Annotated in this window: 16 protein-coding genes; 10 read left to right on the plus strand and 6 right to left on the minus strand. The window is 33.2% G+C overall.

The window, feature by feature from the left end:
- Positions 1 to 310 precede the first annotated feature (310 nt).
- The 8 genes from JHL15_RS19315 to JHL15_RS19350 all read left to right on the plus strand — a co-directional run bounded on the left by JHL15_RS19315 (position 311) and on the right by JHL15_RS19350 (position 9658).
- Positions 311 to 1771, plus strand: a complete 1461-nt coding sequence (locus tag JHL15_RS19315) for a tetratricopeptide repeat protein (protein WP_200248421.1) — start codon at positions 311 to 313, stop codon at positions 1769 to 1771.
- Positions 1772 to 2309: 538 nt separating this feature from the next.
- Positions 2310 to 2513 carry a hypothetical protein gene (locus tag JHL15_RS19320; RefSeq protein ID WP_200248423.1) on the plus strand — a complete coding sequence of 68 codons (204 nt, stop codon included), beginning with the start codon at positions 2310 to 2312 and terminating at the stop codon, positions 2511 to 2513.
- Positions 2514 to 2640: 127 nt separating this feature from the next.
- Complete coding sequence (aroC, locus tag JHL15_RS19325; RefSeq protein ID WP_200248424.1) at positions 2641 to 3711, plus strand: chorismate synthase; 1071 nt, start codon at positions 2641 to 2643, stop codon at positions 3709 to 3711.
- A gap of 16 nt (positions 3712 to 3727) precedes the next feature.
- Entirely contained in the window at positions 3728 to 4291 is a 564-nt protein-coding gene (locus JHL15_RS19330) for a thioredoxin family protein (RefSeq protein ID WP_200248426.1), read from the plus strand.
- Positions 4292 to 4320: 29 nt separating this feature from the next.
- Positions 4321 to 4860 carry a TlpA family protein disulfide reductase gene (locus JHL15_RS19335; protein ID WP_200248427.1) on the plus strand — a complete coding sequence of 180 codons (540 nt, stop codon included), beginning with the start codon at positions 4321 to 4323 and terminating at the stop codon, positions 4858 to 4860.
- Between the two features lie 83 nt (positions 4861 to 4943).
- Positions 4944 to 5291 carry a YkvA family protein gene (locus JHL15_RS19340; protein WP_200248429.1) on the plus strand — a complete coding sequence of 116 codons (348 nt, stop codon included), beginning with the start codon at positions 4944 to 4946 and terminating at the stop codon, positions 5289 to 5291.
- A gap of 123 nt (positions 5292 to 5414) precedes the next feature.
- A complete protein-coding gene (gene pyrF / locus JHL15_RS19345; RefSeq protein ID WP_200248431.1) occupies positions 5415 to 6782 on the plus strand; it encodes an orotidine-5'-phosphate decarboxylase in 1368 nt (455 codons plus the stop codon).
- Positions 6783 to 6865: 83 nt separating this feature from the next.
- Positions 6866 to 9658 carry an aminopeptidase gene (locus tag JHL15_RS19350; protein WP_200249221.1) on the plus strand — a complete coding sequence of 931 codons (2793 nt, stop codon included), beginning with the start codon at positions 6866 to 6868 and terminating at the stop codon, positions 9656 to 9658.
- 94 nt (positions 9659 to 9752) lie between these two features.
- Here JHL15_RS19350 and JHL15_RS19355 read toward each other — a convergent pair whose 3' ends face one another.
- From JHL15_RS19355 to JHL15_RS19365, 4 genes are all read right to left on the minus strand, one after another.
- Complete coding sequence (locus JHL15_RS19355; protein WP_200248432.1) at positions 9753 to 10523, minus strand: carbohydrate binding domain-containing protein; 771 nt, start codon at positions 10521 to 10523, stop codon at positions 9753 to 9755.
- Between the two features lie 222 nt (positions 10524 to 10745).
- Entirely contained in the window at positions 10746 to 11315 is a 570-nt protein-coding gene (locus tag JHL15_RS19360; protein ID WP_200248434.1) for a disulfide bond formation protein B, read from the minus strand.
- A gap of 6 nt (positions 11316 to 11321) precedes the next feature.
- Positions 11322 to 11513, minus strand: a complete 192-nt coding sequence (locus JHL15_RS21380) for a DUF5993 family protein (protein ID WP_394369205.1) — start codon at positions 11511 to 11513, stop codon at positions 11322 to 11324.
- Positions 11514 to 11623: 110 nt separating this feature from the next.
- Positions 11624 to 12466 carry a T9SS type A sorting domain-containing protein gene (locus tag JHL15_RS19365; protein ID WP_200248435.1) on the minus strand — a complete coding sequence of 281 codons (843 nt, stop codon included), beginning with the start codon at positions 12464 to 12466 and terminating at the stop codon, positions 11624 to 11626.
- A 178-nt stretch (positions 12467 to 12644) separates the two neighbouring features.
- Here JHL15_RS19365 and JHL15_RS19370 point away from each other — a divergent pair, with 178 nt between their 5' ends.
- Both JHL15_RS19370 and dusB read left to right on the plus strand, forming a co-directional pair.
- Positions 12645 to 15842, plus strand: coding sequence for a hypothetical protein (locus tag JHL15_RS19370; protein WP_200249222.1), 3198 nt, complete (start codon positions 12645 to 12647; stop codon positions 15840 to 15842).
- 103 nt (positions 15843 to 15945) lie between these two features.
- The gene (dusB, locus tag JHL15_RS19375) at positions 15946 to 16941 is read left to right on the plus strand and encodes a tRNA dihydrouridine synthase DusB (protein ID WP_200248438.1); all 996 of its coding nucleotides are present in this window, start codon (positions 15946 to 15948) and stop codon (positions 16939 to 16941) included.
- Between the two features lie 57 nt (positions 16942 to 16998).
- Here dusB and deoC read toward each other — a convergent pair whose 3' ends face one another.
- On the minus strand, positions 16999 to 17742 hold the full coding sequence (deoC, locus tag JHL15_RS19380; protein WP_200248440.1) for a deoxyribose-phosphate aldolase: 744 nt from the start codon (positions 17740 to 17742) through the stop codon (positions 16999 to 17001).
- Between the two features lie 6 nt (positions 17743 to 17748).
- Entirely contained in the window at positions 17749 to 18219 is a 471-nt protein-coding gene (locus JHL15_RS19385; protein WP_089027712.1) for an Lrp/AsnC ligand binding domain-containing protein, read from the minus strand.
- Between the last annotated feature and the right edge of the window lie 29 nt (positions 18220 to 18248).

The following is an 18248-nucleotide window of genomic DNA, read 5'->3' on the forward strand; positions in this document are numbered from 1 at the left end:
TTCAAAGCAGCTCACTTCTTATCCTACACTTCTCACAAAAGGGAAAAATAATAAGGATATATAAAAATCTCACTTATTCACTGGCAAAAAAAGATATCACACAGATATCACATCATGGAAAAGCCATTATAAACAGGCTATTTTATTCGCAAGACTCAATACATTTGCAAAGTTTAAAAACAACCTATATTGTTTAAAATTCGAAGAATAAAATATGTAATTTTAAAAGGTTATAATTATTTTTTTTAACGAACTAATTATAATCTGTAAACAATTCAGCTTAAATAAAAGGTTATTATAATCTTGTAAAATGAAACACATCCTCTACTTATTTGTTGCATTCTTTCTTCCACTAACCTTGCAGTCTCAAAGATTGTTGCAGGAAAAGGAGATTATACAACTTATAGAATCATCTCATAATGCCTTTCTTAAAGCAGATCTGGAATCCAGCAATGCATATGCAGAAAAAGCACTTGATGCAAGTACAAAAATCAATTATTCATACGGAATTGCGTATAGTAATTTTTATATTGGCCAGGCATTGTGTGATCTGGGAAAATTAAATACATCATTAAAATGCTTATCATTAGCAGAGAAAGAAGATTATACAAAAACAGACCCTTTGCTTATGGCCGAAATATTTGTAGTAAGAAGCAGGCTGTATTCAATGATCTCACCAGACTACTCTTTAAAAGAACAAAAAAAAGGATTTCTATTTTTAAACAAGATTACCAATAAGCAGGATAAAGCTATAACTGAAGTAAAAGCTTATACAAATCTTGCTGCTTTTTACATGGGTAAAAACGATATAGATTCATTATCTTATTATTTAATGGAAGCGAACCATGTACTACATTCATTAAAAGAAGAAAATACGCCTCCACAACAACTCACGAACTTCTATTCACTTTTGGGATTTTCTCATGCAGTAAAAAAACAATATGATTCCGCCAACTATTATTTTGAAAAATCTCTAAACATTGGAAAAAAATATCATTATAAGAACACTGCAATGACCGAAATGGCATGGGGTCTTTCTGAATTTCAAAGAAAAAAAAATGATTCTGCTCTCATTCATTTCATGAAAGCTCTGAATGTTATGGAAGAATTACACTATTCAAGTCTCATTCCGTGGGCAAGTCATTGTATATCGGAAACCTATCTAGCTCTTGGAGACATAAAAAAATCAAACGAATATAAAACAAAGACAAATGAACTAAGAGAAAAATTCAGTCAGGAATATATAGATTTTCCAAAAACAACTCTTAACACCCTCCTTGATGAGCAGGAAAACAATACACAAAAAACAACAAACAGGAACATCATTATTCTTATAATCATTATTGTTTCTCTGACACTATTTTTTTTATACTATTTTTTCATCAAACACCGTACAGCAAGAAAAACGATCAACTCCCAAGAGGAAATTATTGCCAATAAAAATCAAAAGGCTTATCTCCTGGAACAAAAAGTAAATGAAGCCTTCGAAATTGTTATTCAATTGGCTAAAGAAAACAATCCTGAATTCCTTACACGATTTAGAGAAGTTTACCCCAATTTTATTTCTGCGCTGTTAAAAAATAATCCTAAATTATTAACCAGTGAACTTACATTCTGTGCCTATTTATACTTAAATTTTTCTTCCAAAGATATTGCCCAGTATACTTTTGTAACCCCAAGAGCCGTTCAGCTCCGTAAAAATAGATTAAGGAAAAGACTCAATATATCTTCTGATGAAGATATCTATTTATGGATGAAAAATCTCTCATAATACTACTAGTCTGCTTTTTTACGATCCTCTACAAAAGACGATTTGTAGTCATTGAGATACTTATGTGATAGCCGAATTTATCAGCTCTCTTTATATATTTGCCAGCAAAAGAAACAGGCTGACAAAGGAAATGACCCATTTAAAAGCACAAATCAGAATACATTTTCGAGTTGCCTGATTCTTTTTTTAATAACCATGTACTATTTGCACTATGAGAAAAATTTATTCTATAGGATAATCATAATGATCCCAACTAATTACACACATTATGAGCATCCGAAAAATAACCAATCATCCCTCCATCATTTTCATCTGGATAAGCAGCATAGTTTTCTCAATTATTACTCTTGCGATTCTGACGCTTATGTATACATTCTTTCCTGAAACCAGATCAATCCTGTACATATCAGGCTCAATTATTCTTTTTGCAATTTTCATTTTCAATTTTCAACTGCAAATTTTTAATTTCGAAAATTCAGGTGAGGTAGTTATCATAAGTAATTATAATTTTTTGCATTTCCTTTTTAACCCGTATTTTATGGAGAAAATGGAACTGCCTTTAGATAAAATCATCAGCAGTGAAATCAAAAAAATTGTACTTCTAAGATATCTTATTGTCAAAATAAGAAGACATAATAATCAGGTAATTACCTTATACTTCTCTCTTCCGTATTTATCAGACAAAAATATACAGTCCATACAAATGTCTCTCAATAAAAATTTAAATGATATTGTAAGTTAGTATAGAATAGCATTTCATTCTACCAAAAGCAAAAGAAAATACGTCATCAATTCTATCACTAACATCGATTAACAGAACAATATACAAAGACACTATTATATTAAGAAAAAGCTGTAAATTTGTACCTATGTTCAATACTTTAGGTAATCTTCTCAGTCTTACAACATTTGGAGAAAGTCACGGTGTGGCTTATGGTGGAATAATCAATAACTTTCCGGCAGGTTTAACAGTAGATTTTGATAAAATTCAATATGAATTGGATCGTCGCAAGCCTGGCCAGTCAGCTATTGTTACTCAGCGCAAGGAAAGTGATACAGTGAAATTTCTTTCAGGAATATTTGAAGGAAAGACAACAGGTACTCCTATTGGCTTTATCATCGAAAATGAAAATCAAAAATCAAAAGATTATGATCATATTGCAAGTGCATACCGCCCGAGTCATGCAGACTTTACTTATGATCAAAAATTCGGGATAAGAGATTATCGTGGCGGAGGAAAATCTTCAGCAAGAGAAACAATGAACTGGGTAGTAGCTGGCGCACTTTCCAAGCAGCTTTTATCGAACATAGAAATTAATGCTTATGTTTCGTCTGTAGGGGACATTTTCTGTGAAAAACCTTATCAGGATTTAGATTTTTCAAAAACAGAAAGCAATGATGTACGTTGTCCGGATACAGAGACTGCTGAAAAAATGATCGCAAGGATCAAAGAAATTAAAAAAGAAGGAAACACAATCGGAGGAACCATCACTTGTGTTATAAAAAATGTTCCTGTTGGAATTGGTGAGCCTGTATTTTCTAAATTACAAGCCGAGCTTGCCAAAGCAATGCTTAACATCAATGCCTGTAAAGGTTTTGAATATGGAAGTGGATTCTGTGGAGCTAAAATGACAGGTAAGGAACATAATGATGCTTTCAACCCTGATTTCACCACAAAATCAAATCTTTCTGGTGGGATTCAAGGTGGAATTTCCAATGGTATGGATATCTATTTCCGTGTAGCCTTCAAACCGGTAGCTACTATTTTAAGGCCTCAGGACAGCATCGATAGAGATGGAAATCCTGTTATTGTGGAAGGAAAAGGAAGACACGATCCTTGTGTAGTTCCAAGAGCAGTACCTGTTGTGGAAAGTTTAGCAGCATTTGTATTGGCTGATTTGTTTTTAATTAACAAAACAAGAAACCTAAATCAATTTTAACACAAATAATTTAGCAATGAAAGATTATTGGGATAAAGGAATCACTTTTGAGGAATATGTTCATATTGGAAGACAAAGACTGGAAACACCTGACAACCAACATGACATTGATTATAAACAATATTATGAACTGGGGCTTCAAAGAATGGACAGAACTTTAAAAAAGTATGTTCCGGATGAAGAACAGCTCAATGCATTACAATCTAAAAACTTCAATGGCAAAATTTTAATTATTTCCGAAGTATGGTGCGGAGACGCAAGTGCATCTGTTCCTGCTTTTGTTAAGTTTTTTGAAGGTCACAATGAAGTTAGAATTTTTCTTAGAGACGGTGATAAAACTTTAATCAATCAGTTTCTGACCAATGGAACAGAATCAATACCGAAAGTTATTATCCTAAATGATGATTTTACGGTAAAAAATTCTTGGGGACCACGTCCTAAATATGGCAAAGAATTATTGTTAAAATATAAAGCAGATCCTGAAGGATATCCCAAAGATCAGTTTTATAATGATCTGCAGATTTACTATGCTAAAAACAGAGGAAAGGATGCAGTTCAGGAAATGCTTGAATTGTTATAAAACATCTACCCAAACAATAAAAAAACAGGATGAAAAAAAATATAGTCTACATTGTACTTATTGCTATCATCGGAATCATAGCTTTCGTTCCGGGGATAAGAAATTCCCTTAAGGATCTGTTTTTCCCGATTGCAACAATCGAGAATGCAGTTACTATCAATAAGGAAGATTATAATATTGACCTTCAGGGAATCAATGTTCCAAGTACTAATCTTAAGAATTTTACAGATAAGCCCATCTTTCTAAACTTCTGGGGAACATGGTGTCCTCCTTGCAGAAAGGAATGGCCTACTATCCAGAAACTTTATGATACAAGAAAAGGAAATGTGGATTTTGTACTTATTGCGATGAAAGATGAAGAATCTGCAGTACGTAAGTTTCTTAAAGAAAATAACTACTCAGTTCCAGTCTATATTGCACAAAGCCCAATTTCTGAAAAGTTATTACCAAAGGCCTTCCCCACTACATTCTTATTAGATAAATCAGGAAGGATCCTTATAAAAGAAGATGCTTACAGAGACTGGAATACGGAATCTGTTCATCAGTTTATTGACAATATTATTAAATAAATCTTTTAACGAATTTTTATAATTATTTGGTATAGAATTTGCGAATTTTGTAAAGTCAAGAATTTATTTAAACCAAACACAAAATGAAATATTCTAAATTAAATTTGGCTAAAGAGGCCATCAACCATAAAGGTTTTGTCAAAAAAATACCTGACATTTTCAGAATGGTTAAATATTGGAAAAAAGGGATTTACCCTATGAGGTCCATCGATATCATCTTACCAATGCTGGGTATTCTTTATATCATTTCTCCAATTGATTTAATTCCTGAAGTTGCCGTACCGGTACTGGGAGTCTTAGATGACTTAGCTGTTTTATATTTAGTTATCCCTAAGCTGATCAAAGAAGTCGATAAGTTTTTACTTTGGGAAGCTGAGCAGAAATTAAATGCTGGAAATACGAAAGTAATCAATGCGCAAATCGTAGAATAATTTGCAGAACAATATAATGTAAAGCCATCCGATATTTTTGGGATGGCTTTTTGTTTATAATTTAATTATAAATTTTTAAGCCTTATTTCAAATCCTTAAATTTGCAACATCTAATAAAAAATAATGGAAAGTAAAAAAGAATTCTTTTTGGAATGTTATAAGCTAGGCATCATTAAATTCGGGAGGTTCACTTTAAAAAGCGGTATAGAAAGTCCGTTTTATGTAGATCTGAGACCTTTAGCTTCTGATCCTAAAATTTTAAAAAATCTTGCTAATTATTTACTGGAAATGCTTCCTTTGGATAATTTTGATTTAATCTGTGGAGTTCCTTATGCTGCCCTTCCTATGGCGACTGCAATGTCATTGGAAAGCTACATTCCACTTATTATTAAAAGAAAAGAAGCAAAAGATTATGGTACAAAAAAAATGATCGAAGGGATTTACCAGAAAGGACAAAACTGCCTTTTGGTAGAAGATGTGATCACTTCCGGGAAATCTTTATTAGAAACCATCGCTGAAGTTGAACAGGAAGATCTAAAAGTAGCAGATATCGTTGTAGTACTTGACAGAGAGCAGGGAGGAAAACAGCTTTTAGAAAACAAAGGATTCAGAGTTCATACTTTATTCAACATTTCAGAGGTTTGCAGCATTCTACAGGAAAATGGTGAACTTTCAGATGAAGAAGTAAAAAGAATTCAGGATTTCCTTCTTGGAAACCATATTCAATTTGAAGAAAAAACAAGAAGCTCTTATGAGCAGAAATTAAAGACAGCTCAACATTCTGTTTCAAAAAAATTATTAGAAACAGCTATTAATAAACAATCCAATCTTATTGCTTCAGCAGATGTTACCACAACAAACGAATTGCTGGAATTCGCTGAAAAAGTAGGACCACATATTATCGCATTAAAAACGCACATTGATATCATTTCTGATTTTGATTACAAAAAAACCATCACTCCACTAAAAGAATTGGCTGCAAAGCATCAGTTTTTATTAATGGAAGATCGAAAATTTGCAGATATCGGAAATACGCAGGAATTACAATTTACAAGTGGAGTTTTTAAAATCACAGATTGGGCAGACTTTGTGACATCACAGGTTATCGGAGGTTTTGAATCTCTGGACTGTTTTAAAAATGTAGGTGTTGTTGCCATTATAGGAATGTCTTCTAAAGGAACATTAACAACTAACAGCTACCGTGAAGAAGCTCTTAAAATATCATTGTCCCACCCTAATGTGATCGGAGGTGTCTCTCAAAATGAAATTCCAGAAGATCTTTTATTATTTACTCCAGGGGTTAATTTAGCAGATTCAGGAGACGGAAAAGGACAGCAATACAATACTCCAGAGCACGTTTTCAAAAACCTTCATTCCGATTTCATTATTGTAGGAAGAGGTATTTATAAATCTGAAAACCCAGAACAAGCTGCAGTGACATACAAAAATGAAGGATGGAAAGCTTATGTAAATTCTTTAAAAAAAGCTTAACAGTAAATTTCCAAAGTCTGTATAAAATGAGTTATATTTGATGCTTTATCACAGTATTGGGAAAGATCAGCATTTGTCTTATTTTGTTTTTTGGAATTGTGCAGGTTTCTGCACAAAAAGACAGCATCTACATAGAAGCGAAATTATCTTCAGACAAAAAGATACTGGATGTCAGCCAGGAAGTGGTTTATTATAATAATTCTAGCAAGGAATTACGTACAATAAAACTCTTGAACTGGGTTTCTGCCTATCAAAGAAGAGGAACTTCATTAGTATACAGAAAACTGGAAGACAGAAATACTGATCTGCATTTTGCAAAACCGGAGCAGCTGGGCAAGCTTCTCCAGCTTACTATAAAAGATAACGATAATGCTATTGTTTTAAGTGACAATATATCTTCAGAAAATCTTTTTATTCCTCTGGATGAGCCATTACAGCCTGGCAAAAGTATCAGATTAAAATTGCAATATCAGATGCAGCTTCCTGACAAGAGATTTACAGGATACGGGACATCTGGTAAAAATATAGCCTTAAAATATTTCTTTATTGTTCCGGATCATTTTGATCCGGACAATATTGTAAAAAGAAATTATCATGATATTGAAGAGTCTATTAGCTTCAATACTTATTGGACAGTTAATTTTGACCTTCCGCCTACTACTTTTATTGAAAGTAATCTTCATAAAACAGAAAACAATTCTTTTAAAGGATATTTAGATTCAGATCCTGAGTTTTTAATTTCACAGAATGAATATCCTTCCATAAAAGTACAAACAGGTGAAATCAATACTGAGATCCAGTTTGGATACCCTTTAACACCACAGGAAAAAGAGAACTTAGAGTTCTATCTTCCATTACATTTAAAATTTATCAAAGAGCAGGTTGGTCATCTTCCTGAACGATTATTTATTTCCGAAAAATTCAGAGCTGATGAAGATTTTTTTGGAAACAATGATATTACCTTTTGGAAATTCAAATTTCAATTATTTAGTGATGCAGAAAAAGTAGATCTTGACTATTTGGGGATTATCGCAAAAAAAGTTCTTGATGAAAGCATCATTACCGATAAACAGGATAATCACTGGTTTAAAAACGGATTGAAATCTTACATAGAAATTCAATATCTAAAAAAGTTCTATGGAGAAACAAAACTTTTAGGAAAACTTCCTGAAGCAAGAATCCTGGGAATAAAACCATTGAAGCTATTTCATGCATCCAATGTAAAACTGATTGATCGATATGGTCTAGCCTATCAATATATCATGTCTCAAAATCTCGATCAGAAAATCGGAGAAAAGTTTGCCGTATTGAGTAATTTCAATGTAATGGCTATAAGTAGTTTTGAAACAGGAAGTCTCTTCAACTACTCTGCTGATAAAATGGGATATGAAAATTTCAACGACCTACTGAAAAGTTATATAGCTAAAAACACCGATCGACAAGTAGATCCAAAAGACTTTTTAAAAAATCTTGCCGATAGAGATAATAGGACAAGCTACTTAACAGACTTCTTAAAACAGAAAAACAGAGTTAATTTTAAATTGCAGAAATTTAAAAAACAGGATGATTCATTGCATATTAAGATCAATAAAAATACCTTATCTCCTATTCCTGTTAAATTAGAAACCAAAACAACTGAGGAAGAAAAGAAAGAATATTGGGTAGAAACTGATGGAAGTGAAATGACAAAAACAGTTTCAATTCCAGCTCTTGATATTTATAAGATCACACTTAATAATGATTATATTTTTCCGGAGTCAACATACAGGGATAATTTCCTGTATTCAAAAGGTTTGTTCTCAAATGCAAAAAAAATTAAATTAAAACTGATAAAAGATATTCCAAATCCGGAGTTTAATGAAATTTATATCAGCCCGAGAATTCGCTTTAATAATACGTATGATAAATTTCTTTTAGGTTTTAATCTGAAGAACCAGTCATTCTTTGATCAGAAATTTCTCTACTCCTTTACTCCTACTTATAGTACAGGAACAGGAAAACTGACCGGATCAGGAGCTGTATCTTATTCTTTTCTTCCAGCAGAAAGTATTATCCGAAGTCTTACTTTTGGTGTTTCAGCGGCTTATTTCCACTACGATTATAATCTTGCTTATAGAAAGGGTTCTATATTCTCAAATATCAATTTCAGAAAAAATCCCAGAAGTACGGTAAGCAGAGGAATCAGTGCATCATATAATTATTTTGAAAGAGATCTTAGTCCTTTACGGGCAGCCAATGGAGATTATGATAAATACAATTTGTGGAGTGTAGGATATGGGTATACGGATAGCCAGATGATCCATGAAAAGAGCTTCAGCATTAGTACTCAGGGAATGGAAGATTTCAACAAAATAACGGCAGAAGGATTTTACAGATGGGAATTTGCACCAAGGCAAAAGTTAAGTCTAAGGGTATTTGCTGGTTATTTTGCGAGAAATGAAACCCGAAACAATACATTTAATTATGGGATATCAAGAGTTTCAAATTATTCTTTTTCTTACAATCTTTTAGGAGAAAGTGCGAATAGTGGGCTTTTATCTCAACAGTTTATTCTAGCAGATGGAGGTTTTAAATCTTTTATCCCCGGAACCGTCAATCAATGGATAACTTCCATAAATGTAGACACCAGCGTATGGAAAATATTCCATATTTATGCTGATGGAGGGATCTATAAAAACAAGAACTACCCTACCAAATTTATCTGGGATAGTGGAATAAAGATCAAAATAGTTCCTGACTTCCTGGAAGTTTATTTTCCTATCCAATCTTCTTTGGGTTTTGAACCAGCGTTTAAAGATTATGGAAGACGAATCAGATATACTTTAGTGCTTAATCTGGGTTCCATTATTAATGCAGCAAGAAGAGGTTGGTATTAAAAATTCGTAATCTGATATTTTATATTAATTAAATCATAACAAAACAAAAGCGGTCACTTGTATAAGTGACCGCTTTCTATCTAAAAAAATAAAATTAATCTTTCAGTATTTTTTGAGAAACCGGCTCATTGTTAACCAAACCTGTAACGATATAATTTCCTTTCTGTAATTCAGAAACATTTAAAATTTCATTTTCTTTTACAGAAGCTGTTTTTACAACCTGTCCATACATATTGTAAACCTTTACATCTTTAACATTTGCTCCGAAAGTAATTCCGTTATCCTTAATGAAAGTATTTTTAACAAGTCTATATTTAGATGCGGCAACTTCTCCAACTGCCAGCGTCCCGGTTGTTAATGAAAAATCATCAAAACTAACATTTGAACTGCTGTATGCACGTAGGTGTAATTGTAATCTTGTAGCATTAGCCGGAACAGTAAATGTAATTACTTTTTGTTGCCATGTCGTACTTTTCGTTAGAAACTGATTATTATTTCTCAATGGATCATTTGCGGAATCTGTAACAAGATAAATCGGATTATCTCCTGCATCTAAGAAATTGCTCCATATTCTACCTCCATTACCAGTTCCGCTTATCTTGTACCAAAAGCTTAATGTATACTGTTGTCCAGCTGTAACATTTACATTTTGAAAAAAACCAGTAGTAGCTGTTGCTGCATAATTAGCTCCAAAACCACCGGTATGAGCATCCGCTATAACATTTGGTGCTGTATAATTTGAATTCCAACCTGCAGCCCATGGTGACAAAGTCCCTGTTTCAAAACCTGGATTTTGAACCAAATTTTGTGCGTTAGCAAAAACTAATGAACTAGTAATGCTTAAAATTGTAAAGATTTTTCTCATAATTCTTGTTTTTCCTTTTTGTCTTTTTGACATTTCCATGACAAAATTACATTTATTTCAAAACGAGAAAATTACGAACAGATTAACTTTCTATTAATAATCAATGACACTTTATTCGATTTCTAATCAGAAGATCTAAATCATCAATTTCTATTTTTGCAATACAATCTTTATTACATTTTTTTATTCCAATTCATATTTTATACAATCAAAACATCTTTGTTACCACCATTCTCCATGCAAAATCATATATTTGACAGGATCATCCGGGCAAAATCCAAATCCACATTCCATAAAGGTAAAAACGGCATTGCTTGTTACCAATATAAATGCCGCAAAAAATGATACATTAACCAACACAATCATCCAATATGGTTGATCCTTTTTATCATTAGCATCAAATTGCCTGGAAAAAAGTAATAAAAAACTAATGACTAAGATGCTTATAATAAAAGCTACTAAGGCCCAACTATAAAGATGCATTCCCAAAACAGGAGTACCATAACCCTCATCATTAGGTGTAGGACAAATATGTAATAATACTTGACGAAAAGAAATTGCGATACCTAGCAATGCACTTATGATGGACAATCCATAATGGGTTGATTTGAATTCGAATTTTAAATTGAGAAGTAATCCGAAAATTACACCAAAGAAACATAATCGTTGTAATAAGCAAAGAGGGCAAGGGTATTCATTAAGTGCAAATTGAAAGTAATAAGCTCCCATTAAAATAAAAGAAACAATAAAGATTCCTAAAATGTTAATGTATCTTATAATTTGATTTTTCATAATAAGTTAAAATTGTAAGTTAATTTCATCTACGATATGATACTTCGCAACCAGTATAATTAATAAAGTGGTTACTACAAACATGATTATAGCATATTTTCTTTTCTTTTTCCAAATAAACCAATAAGAAATTGCAGCCGATAAAAAACATAGAGACATCATTTTTTGTGTTTTAATAGTTGAGTATTCTAAAATCATTTAAGACAAATCATAATCTTATATAATTTCAGCTTACTTATAAGTAGTAATCATCAATAACATAAAATATCATCTTAATACTGAATCAATTTTTGGTACATTCGCAAAAATTAATCCTTCAGAATTTTCTTGAAAACAGGAATATTGTTAACTATTCCTGTAACAATATAATTTCCTTTCTGAAGTTCGGACACATCTAAAGTTTCATTAATTTTCACAGACGCTTTTTTTACAACCTGCCCATACATATTATAAACCTTAACATCTTTGGCCTGAACTCCGAAAATAATCTCTCCATTCTTAACAAAAGTATTTTTTATAAAACTAGGTTTTTCATTGTTAATATCAGAAATTGATAATGTAGGTCGCGTTCCTGATATTGTAATGTTATCAACTCTTATGGCCCCTCCTACAGAATAAGTAGAAGTAGTACCGATTGCTTTAAATGCATTATTATTTTCAGGATCAAATACAGATACTAATCTCATCGCAAAGTTAGTATTGTTATTTGCTTCTTGTGGAATCGAATTATTAACGGAAGTCCACCCGGAAGTTGAAGTTGGCCCAATTACAATTACGTCCCCCACATCATTCCATGTGGATCCGTTTACAGTATATTGCATCTGAAAATATCTGGATCCTGTATTGGTTCCTGTAATATCCGCAGATACCATTATTCCTGTATAACTTTCTGTACTTGCAGCAAACATAAACCCTGCTGTTCCGGAACCAGATCCCTGAGCGGGAAATCCGGACACCCGCCATGACCTACCAGAGCTCGGATTTCCAGCCTGAAAAGTTGGAGTACCCGTAGCCCCCACTATCTCAGCTGTTCCAGAGCCCGTTGTGGCATCATTGGTGTTTCCGTCAAAATTCCATTGTGTAATAGTCGTTTGTGCATACATGACTGTAGTGGTTGCCATAGCAACCAATAGAGAATAAATCTTTTTCATAATTGTGTTTTAATAATTTTTCATAGTAAATCTAAGTGTATTTTCTGACGAATAACAATAATTATGGGAATTTTTTGTTAATAAAGCTAAACCATCCACCTTTAACATTTTTTAAGTATTTTTACCAATTATTTTGGAAAATTTGCGGAATTTTATTCTACTACTCCTGTTTCTTTTCATGGGCACATTGGCAACAAATGCTCAGATTTTCTCATGGAAGAATCCCAATCTTCAACAGGACTCTATCAAGAAGGATAGTATTCTCGCCGCAAGATTTGAACAGGATATTTTTGCTAAAGACACCCTGGATTTTGTAAGAACAAGAAACAGAGTTATAGTAGACGAAGCTGTTCTTGCCAAAAATGATAAAAAGAGATTCTTAGGGGAATTAAATTCTAAGGGTTCTATTATCCGTGGAATTACATTTGGTAATAATCAGGGGCAATCCGTACAAAGTTCAATGGATCTTCAAATCTCAGGAAGGCTTTCAAAAGATGTTACTATTTTAGCGAGTATTTCAGATCACAACCTTCCCATTCAGGCAGACGGTTATACACAGACCCTGGAAGAATTTGATAAAATTTACATGCAGCTTAATATTAAGGATAAGTCGATCCTTAGAGCGGGGCATTTGGATTTGGTTGAAGCCAAAAATTATTTTGCAAAATATCAAAGACGAAGTATGGGTCTTCAATTTCAGACCGAATTTGGAACAGAAAACAAGACTTTCGTTGATGTTTCCATGGGTGTTGCAAGAAGTGAATTTCACAGAATCCGTTTTCAGGGAGTCGAAGGTAATCAGGGTCCTTATCGTTTAACAGGTAAAAATGGGGAACAGTTTATAACATTAATCTCAGGATCTGAACAGGTATTTATCGATGGTATTTTAATGAAGCGTGGTGAAAACCAGGATTATATTATTAATTATAACACAGGGGAAGTTACTTTTACCAGTTTCAGACCTATTTTCCAACAGAATTTCATTACCATCTCTTATAATTATACGAATAGAAATTATTCCAGATATCTTTTTACCGGAAAGGTAGAACATCGAAGAGAGAAAATGAAAGTGGGCTTAAGCTGGTTCATGGAGAATGATAATAAAAATGCCCCACTTGCTTTAAATTTATCTAAAGAGGATGAACAGATTTTAGCAAACGCAGGAAACAATACCGATCTGATGTACGCCCCTTCCGGTGTTATTACCGAATATGATGTCAATAAAATCTTATACCGATTAGTTCAAGCCGGAGGAGGTAATCATTATGAGTTTTCTACCAATTCGACTGAAACCCTTTACCAGGTTTCTTTCACCTATTTTGGACCCAATCTTGGAGACTATAAATTATCACAGACCACTAATAACGGACGTGTTTTTGAATATGTAGGACCTAACTCAGGAGATTACAGAGCAGTACGAAAACTACCTTCTCCACAAAAATCCCAGGTATTTTCAGTGAATTCAGAATTCCTGCTGAAAGAGGGAAAAATCGGTGCAGACATTTCTTTAAGTAATTATGACCTCAATTTATTTTCTTCTAAAGATTCCGATCAGAATATCGGATATGCTGGTCGTATTTACGGGAACAAAACATTTACGAAAAACAACTGGAAAGGAACACCAAGTTTTGAATATCAATATATTGATAAACAGTTTCATATTCTTGACAGAATAAATGATGTGGAGTTCTCCAGAGATTTCAACTTAACTCAGGAATTCAGCCAGAAAACCCAAAACAGATTTATTTTTAGCTTCCTCAATAAATGGAATAATAAGTCTACGCTTAATTATCGTCTTAACTATCTGGATGAGCAGAATTCTTATAAAGGTTTTAAAAATGATCTGGATTTTGGATGGATCAAAGGCAAGTTTTTCACAAAAGGAAACTTATCTTACCTGAGCACTAATGCTATTTCACAAGACACCAAGTTTATCAGAGGTGGAGCATCTACAGAGTATACGGGTAAAAAAGGAAGTTGGGCTTTCGGAGGAAGCATGGAGCACAATGAAAAGAAATACAATGACTCTCAACTTATGGATGTCACAAGTTTCAGCTGGAAGGAACTATTTGTTCAAAAGAAGATCGGTGATAGTACGAGAACAAAATTATTGGCAAAAGTATACATGAGAGACAATGACTCAGTACGTGACAACAGACTTCAGAATATGAATAATATTTTGGGGATCATGGCTGAAAGTCAACTGATAAAAACAGAAAAGACGACTTTAAATGCTTTAATACATTATAGAAAATTTTTCTATCAGACTCCAGATATGGCTGCAGCCAGAAACAATGATTTCGTTGTTGGAAACATCCTGTACAATCAACAGCTTTTCAGAAATGGGATGCGCTTACAGGCTTTCTATGAACTTGGAAACGGACAGGAGGCTCAGAGAGAGTTTCAGTATATAAAGGTAACAGATGGCCAGGGAATTTATAAATGGACGGATTATAATGGTGATGGTGTCCAGCAGCTGGATGAGTTTGAAATTGCAGAGTATTCTGATTTAGCCAAATATATTAGGGTATACACTAATTCAGTCCGCTATATCCCTTCTAATAAAAACAAACTACAGCTCGCTCTATTCGTCAATCCGGCTATTGTCTTTAATTCGGAAAATGCATTTTTAAAACGATGGAATTTTAATATCTCACTAAACTCTCAAAATTCCTTCTATAAAAAAGATAAGGTTCTGGTGATCAATCCATTTGAAAAAAATGCTGATCAGATCTTAAAGAATCAGAATGTTCTGACCTCTGTACAATTTAATCCTACGGAAAAATCTGGTTGGAACGGAAATTATCGATTTATATCCAATGACAATCTCATCAACGCAAACTTTAGTAATGAGGAACGAGAGCAAACCTCTCATTTCATAAATCTAGGATATTGGTTCAATAAAGAATTCAGGGTGGATTGGGAGAACTCTATTCATGATATTAAAAACTCTTCGCAGCTATTCTCAACAAGAGATTACAGATTAAATAATTTCGAAACCAAGCCAAAGGCGACTTATAAATTTACAGATGCGATACAAGCTGAACTTTCTTCTGCTTTCCGACAAAAACAGAGAATTGATGGTGAAGAATTATTAAAGGCTTTTGATATTACCGGAACCATACAGTGGGAACGTAAAAAGACATCTATCAGAGGTAACTTCTCTTTTATCAATAACAATTTTACAGGAAATAACTTCAGTATTGTAGGAAACCAGATGCTGGATGGATTAAAGCCTGGAAAGAATCAGGTTTGGAGTGTATTTATACAGCAGGCCATCAATTCATTCTTACAATTGAATTTAAATTACGAAGGTCGAAATTCAGGTGATAGAACGATACACATCGGAAGTATGCAGGTGAAAGCAAGCTTTTAATTTAGAGAAGATGTAAGCTCCATTTGCATATCAATTCCACACTAATAATTTTCATAGAAAATATCAGTCTCTATGAAAGTTTAGAATTTCGTAAATTTGCACCATGATAAAAATAGGCAATATAGAACTGCCGGAATTTCCGCTTTTACTGGCACCGATGGAAGATGTAAGTGATCCTCCATTCAGACGTCTGTGCAAAATGCATGGTGCAGATATGATGTATTCAGAGTTTATTTCTTCTGAAGGCCTTATTCGTGATGCCATAAAAAGCAGAAAAAAACTGGATATTTTCGATTATGAAAGACCAGTTGGAATTCAGATTTTTGGAGGTGATGAAGAGGCTATGGCGATGTCTGCAAGAATTGTGGAGACTGTAAACCCGGATTTAGTTGATATTAATTTTGGCTGCCCAGTGAAAAAAGTAGTTTGTAAGGGAGCAGGAGCTGGTGTATTAAAAGATATTGATCTGATGGTACGCCTGACAAAAGCTGTTGTAAGTTCTACTCATTTACCAGTAACTGTAAAAACCCGTTTGGGGTGGGACAGTACATCTATTAATATTGATGAAGTTGCAGAACGTTTACAGGAAACAGGCATCAAAGCCTTAACCATACACGCGAGAACCAGAGGGCAGATGTATAAAGGAGAAGCAGATTGGGAACATATTTCCAGAATTAAGCAAAACCCTAATATTGAAATCCCTATTTTTGGAAATGGTGATATAGATTCACCTGAAAAGGCATTGGAATACAGACAGAAATACGCCTGTGATGGGATCATGATCGGCCGTGCAGCCATTGGTTATCCATGGATCTTTAATGAAATCAAGCATTTTTTCAAAACGGGTGAACATCTTCCTGAACCTACCATTTCAGACAGATTATTAGCAGTACGTCAACATGCTGAATGGAGTGCTGAATGGAAAGGTGAAAAACTGGGTCTTATTGAAATGAGACAGCATTACAGCAATTATTTCAGAGGAGTTCCTCATTTCAAGGAATTCAGAAAAAAGTTTCTTGAAGTTTTCACATTAGTTGAAATGGATGCTTTAATAAAAGAAACCCAACAATTCTACGAAGAATATCAGGAACAAGTATAAATAAAAAAACCATCAAATTATTGATGGTTTTTTTATTATTATTCAATTGATTTTATTTTAATAACCTCCCGTAGCAGATTGATTTTTAATTAAAGATAATGCAGAAGAAGTTCCTATTCTTTTCACTCCCATACTGATCATTTTTTCAGCATCGTCAGGAGTTCTTACTCCACCAGCAGCTTTTACGGAAAGTTTTCCGGCATTATCAAGCATAATCTGTATGCCTTCAAATGTAGCACCATTGGGTTTTCCATCTGTGGTTTCATAAAATCCTGTAGAAGATTTCACAAAGATAGAAGCTAAATCCTTTTCAAGAAAGTTCTCTTCTGCCCATTCAGAAATATATTTAGTAAGATCAGCAATTTGAATATCGGTTAAAGCTGCAATTTCAATAATCCATTTAGCAACTTTATGATTTTGTACACATAAAGAAGTACATTTTACAAACTCTTCTTTTATTAGTTCCAGATCTCCGTTTAGGTAAGCATTATAATTAATAACAAAATCTAACTCATCAGCTCCGTCTTCTATTGCTTTAGTAGCTTCTGTAATCTTCTCTTCGATAGAATAATTTCCTTCATGAAAACCAATTACAGTACCTATTACAACATTTGAATTCTTTTCGTTGATATATTTTTTAATTTCGGATACGTAATCCGGACGGATCATTACTGCAAAAATACCATTATCAATAGCTTCCTGAGTAAGATCTATATCTTTTTGTAAAGTTTCACTTTCTGAAAGCCCTGATTGTAAAGGCGTTTTCAAATAAGTGGAATCCAAATATTGGGCAATATTCATAACTAATTATACTTTCAATTGTCTGCTTATACCTTGCTCTAAAGAGATGAAGGTTTCTGTTCTTGTTACTCCTTTTAATTTTTGAAGTTTACTAAGGATCTGCATCAAGTGATCATTGTCTTTACAAAGAACTTTTAGGAAAATAGTATAATTTCCTGTGGTATAATGAGCTTCTACAACTTCATTAACGTCTTTTAAAGATTTCACTACATCAGGATAGTGGCTAGGCTGATCTAAGAAGATACCAATATAAGATATTACTTTGTATCCTATTTTTTTAGGATTCAAAAAGGAAATTGAATTCTCAATAACCCCTGCATGCTCAAGTTTCTTAATTCGCTGGTGTACAGCTGTAGTAGAAATCCCTACATGTTTTGAAATGTGTGCCAAAGAAGTCTTTGCATTATCCATTAGCATGTAGATAATTTCTTTGTCGATTGAGTCTAAATGATAGCTAGCATTTGTTGAATTTTTCATCTTGTAATTTTTTAATTTATGTTTTTTTT

Source organism: Chryseobacterium paridis (assembly GCF_016595215.1).
GTDB lineage: Bacteria > Bacteroidota > Bacteroidia > Flavobacteriales > Weeksellaceae > Chryseobacterium > Chryseobacterium paridis.

What these genes read in the sequence shown, in the direction of transcription:
- JHL15_RS21380 (WP_394369205.1), bottom strand. Translation starts at nt 11,513, where the DNA reads ATGATTTTAGAATACTCAACTATTAAAACACAAAAAATGATGTCTCTA.
- JHL15_RS19360 (WP_200248434.1), bottom strand. Translation starts at nt 11,315, where the DNA reads ATGAAAAATCAAATTATAAGATACATTAACATTTTAGGAATCTTTATT.
- JHL15_RS19320 (WP_200248423.1), top strand. Translation starts at nt 2,310, where the DNA reads ATGGAGAAAATGGAACTGCCTTTAGATAAAATCATCAGCAGTGAAATC.
- pyrF (WP_200248431.1), top strand. Translation starts at nt 5,415, where the DNA reads ATGGAAAGTAAAAAAGAATTCTTTTTGGAATGTTATAAGCTAGGCATC.
- JHL15_RS19355 (WP_200248432.1), bottom strand. Translation starts at nt 10,523, where the DNA reads ATGAGAAAAATCTTTACAATTTTAAGCATTACTAGTTCATTAGTTTTT.
- deoC (WP_200248440.1), bottom strand. Translation starts at nt 17,742, where the DNA reads ATGAATATTGCCCAATATTTGGATTCCACTTATTTGAAAACGCCTTTA.
- JHL15_RS19315 (WP_200248421.1), top strand. Translation starts at nt 311, where the DNA reads ATGAAACACATCCTCTACTTATTTGTTGCATTCTTTCTTCCACTAACC.
- JHL15_RS19365 (WP_200248435.1), bottom strand. Translation starts at nt 12,466, where the DNA reads ATGAAAAAGATTTATTCTCTATTGGTTGCTATGGCAACCACTACAGTC.
- aroC (WP_200248424.1), top strand. Translation starts at nt 2,641, where the DNA reads ATGTTCAATACTTTAGGTAATCTTCTCAGTCTTACAACATTTGGAGAA.
- JHL15_RS19370 (WP_200249222.1), top strand. Translation starts at nt 12,645, where the DNA reads ATGGGCACATTGGCAACAAATGCTCAGATTTTCTCATGGAAGAATCCC.
- JHL15_RS19340 (WP_200248429.1), top strand. Translation starts at nt 4,944, where the DNA reads ATGAAATATTCTAAATTAAATTTGGCTAAAGAGGCCATCAACCATAAA.
- JHL15_RS19330 (WP_200248426.1), top strand. Translation starts at nt 3,728, where the DNA reads ATGAAAGATTATTGGGATAAAGGAATCACTTTTGAGGAATATGTTCAT.
- dusB (WP_200248438.1), top strand. Translation starts at nt 15,946, where the DNA reads ATGATAAAAATAGGCAATATAGAACTGCCGGAATTTCCGCTTTTACTG.
- JHL15_RS19335 (WP_200248427.1), top strand. Translation starts at nt 4,321, where the DNA reads ATGAAAAAAAATATAGTCTACATTGTACTTATTGCTATCATCGGAATC.
- JHL15_RS19385 (WP_089027712.1), bottom strand. Translation starts at nt 18,219, where the DNA reads ATGAAAAATTCAACAAATGCTAGCTATCATTTAGACTCAATCGACAAA.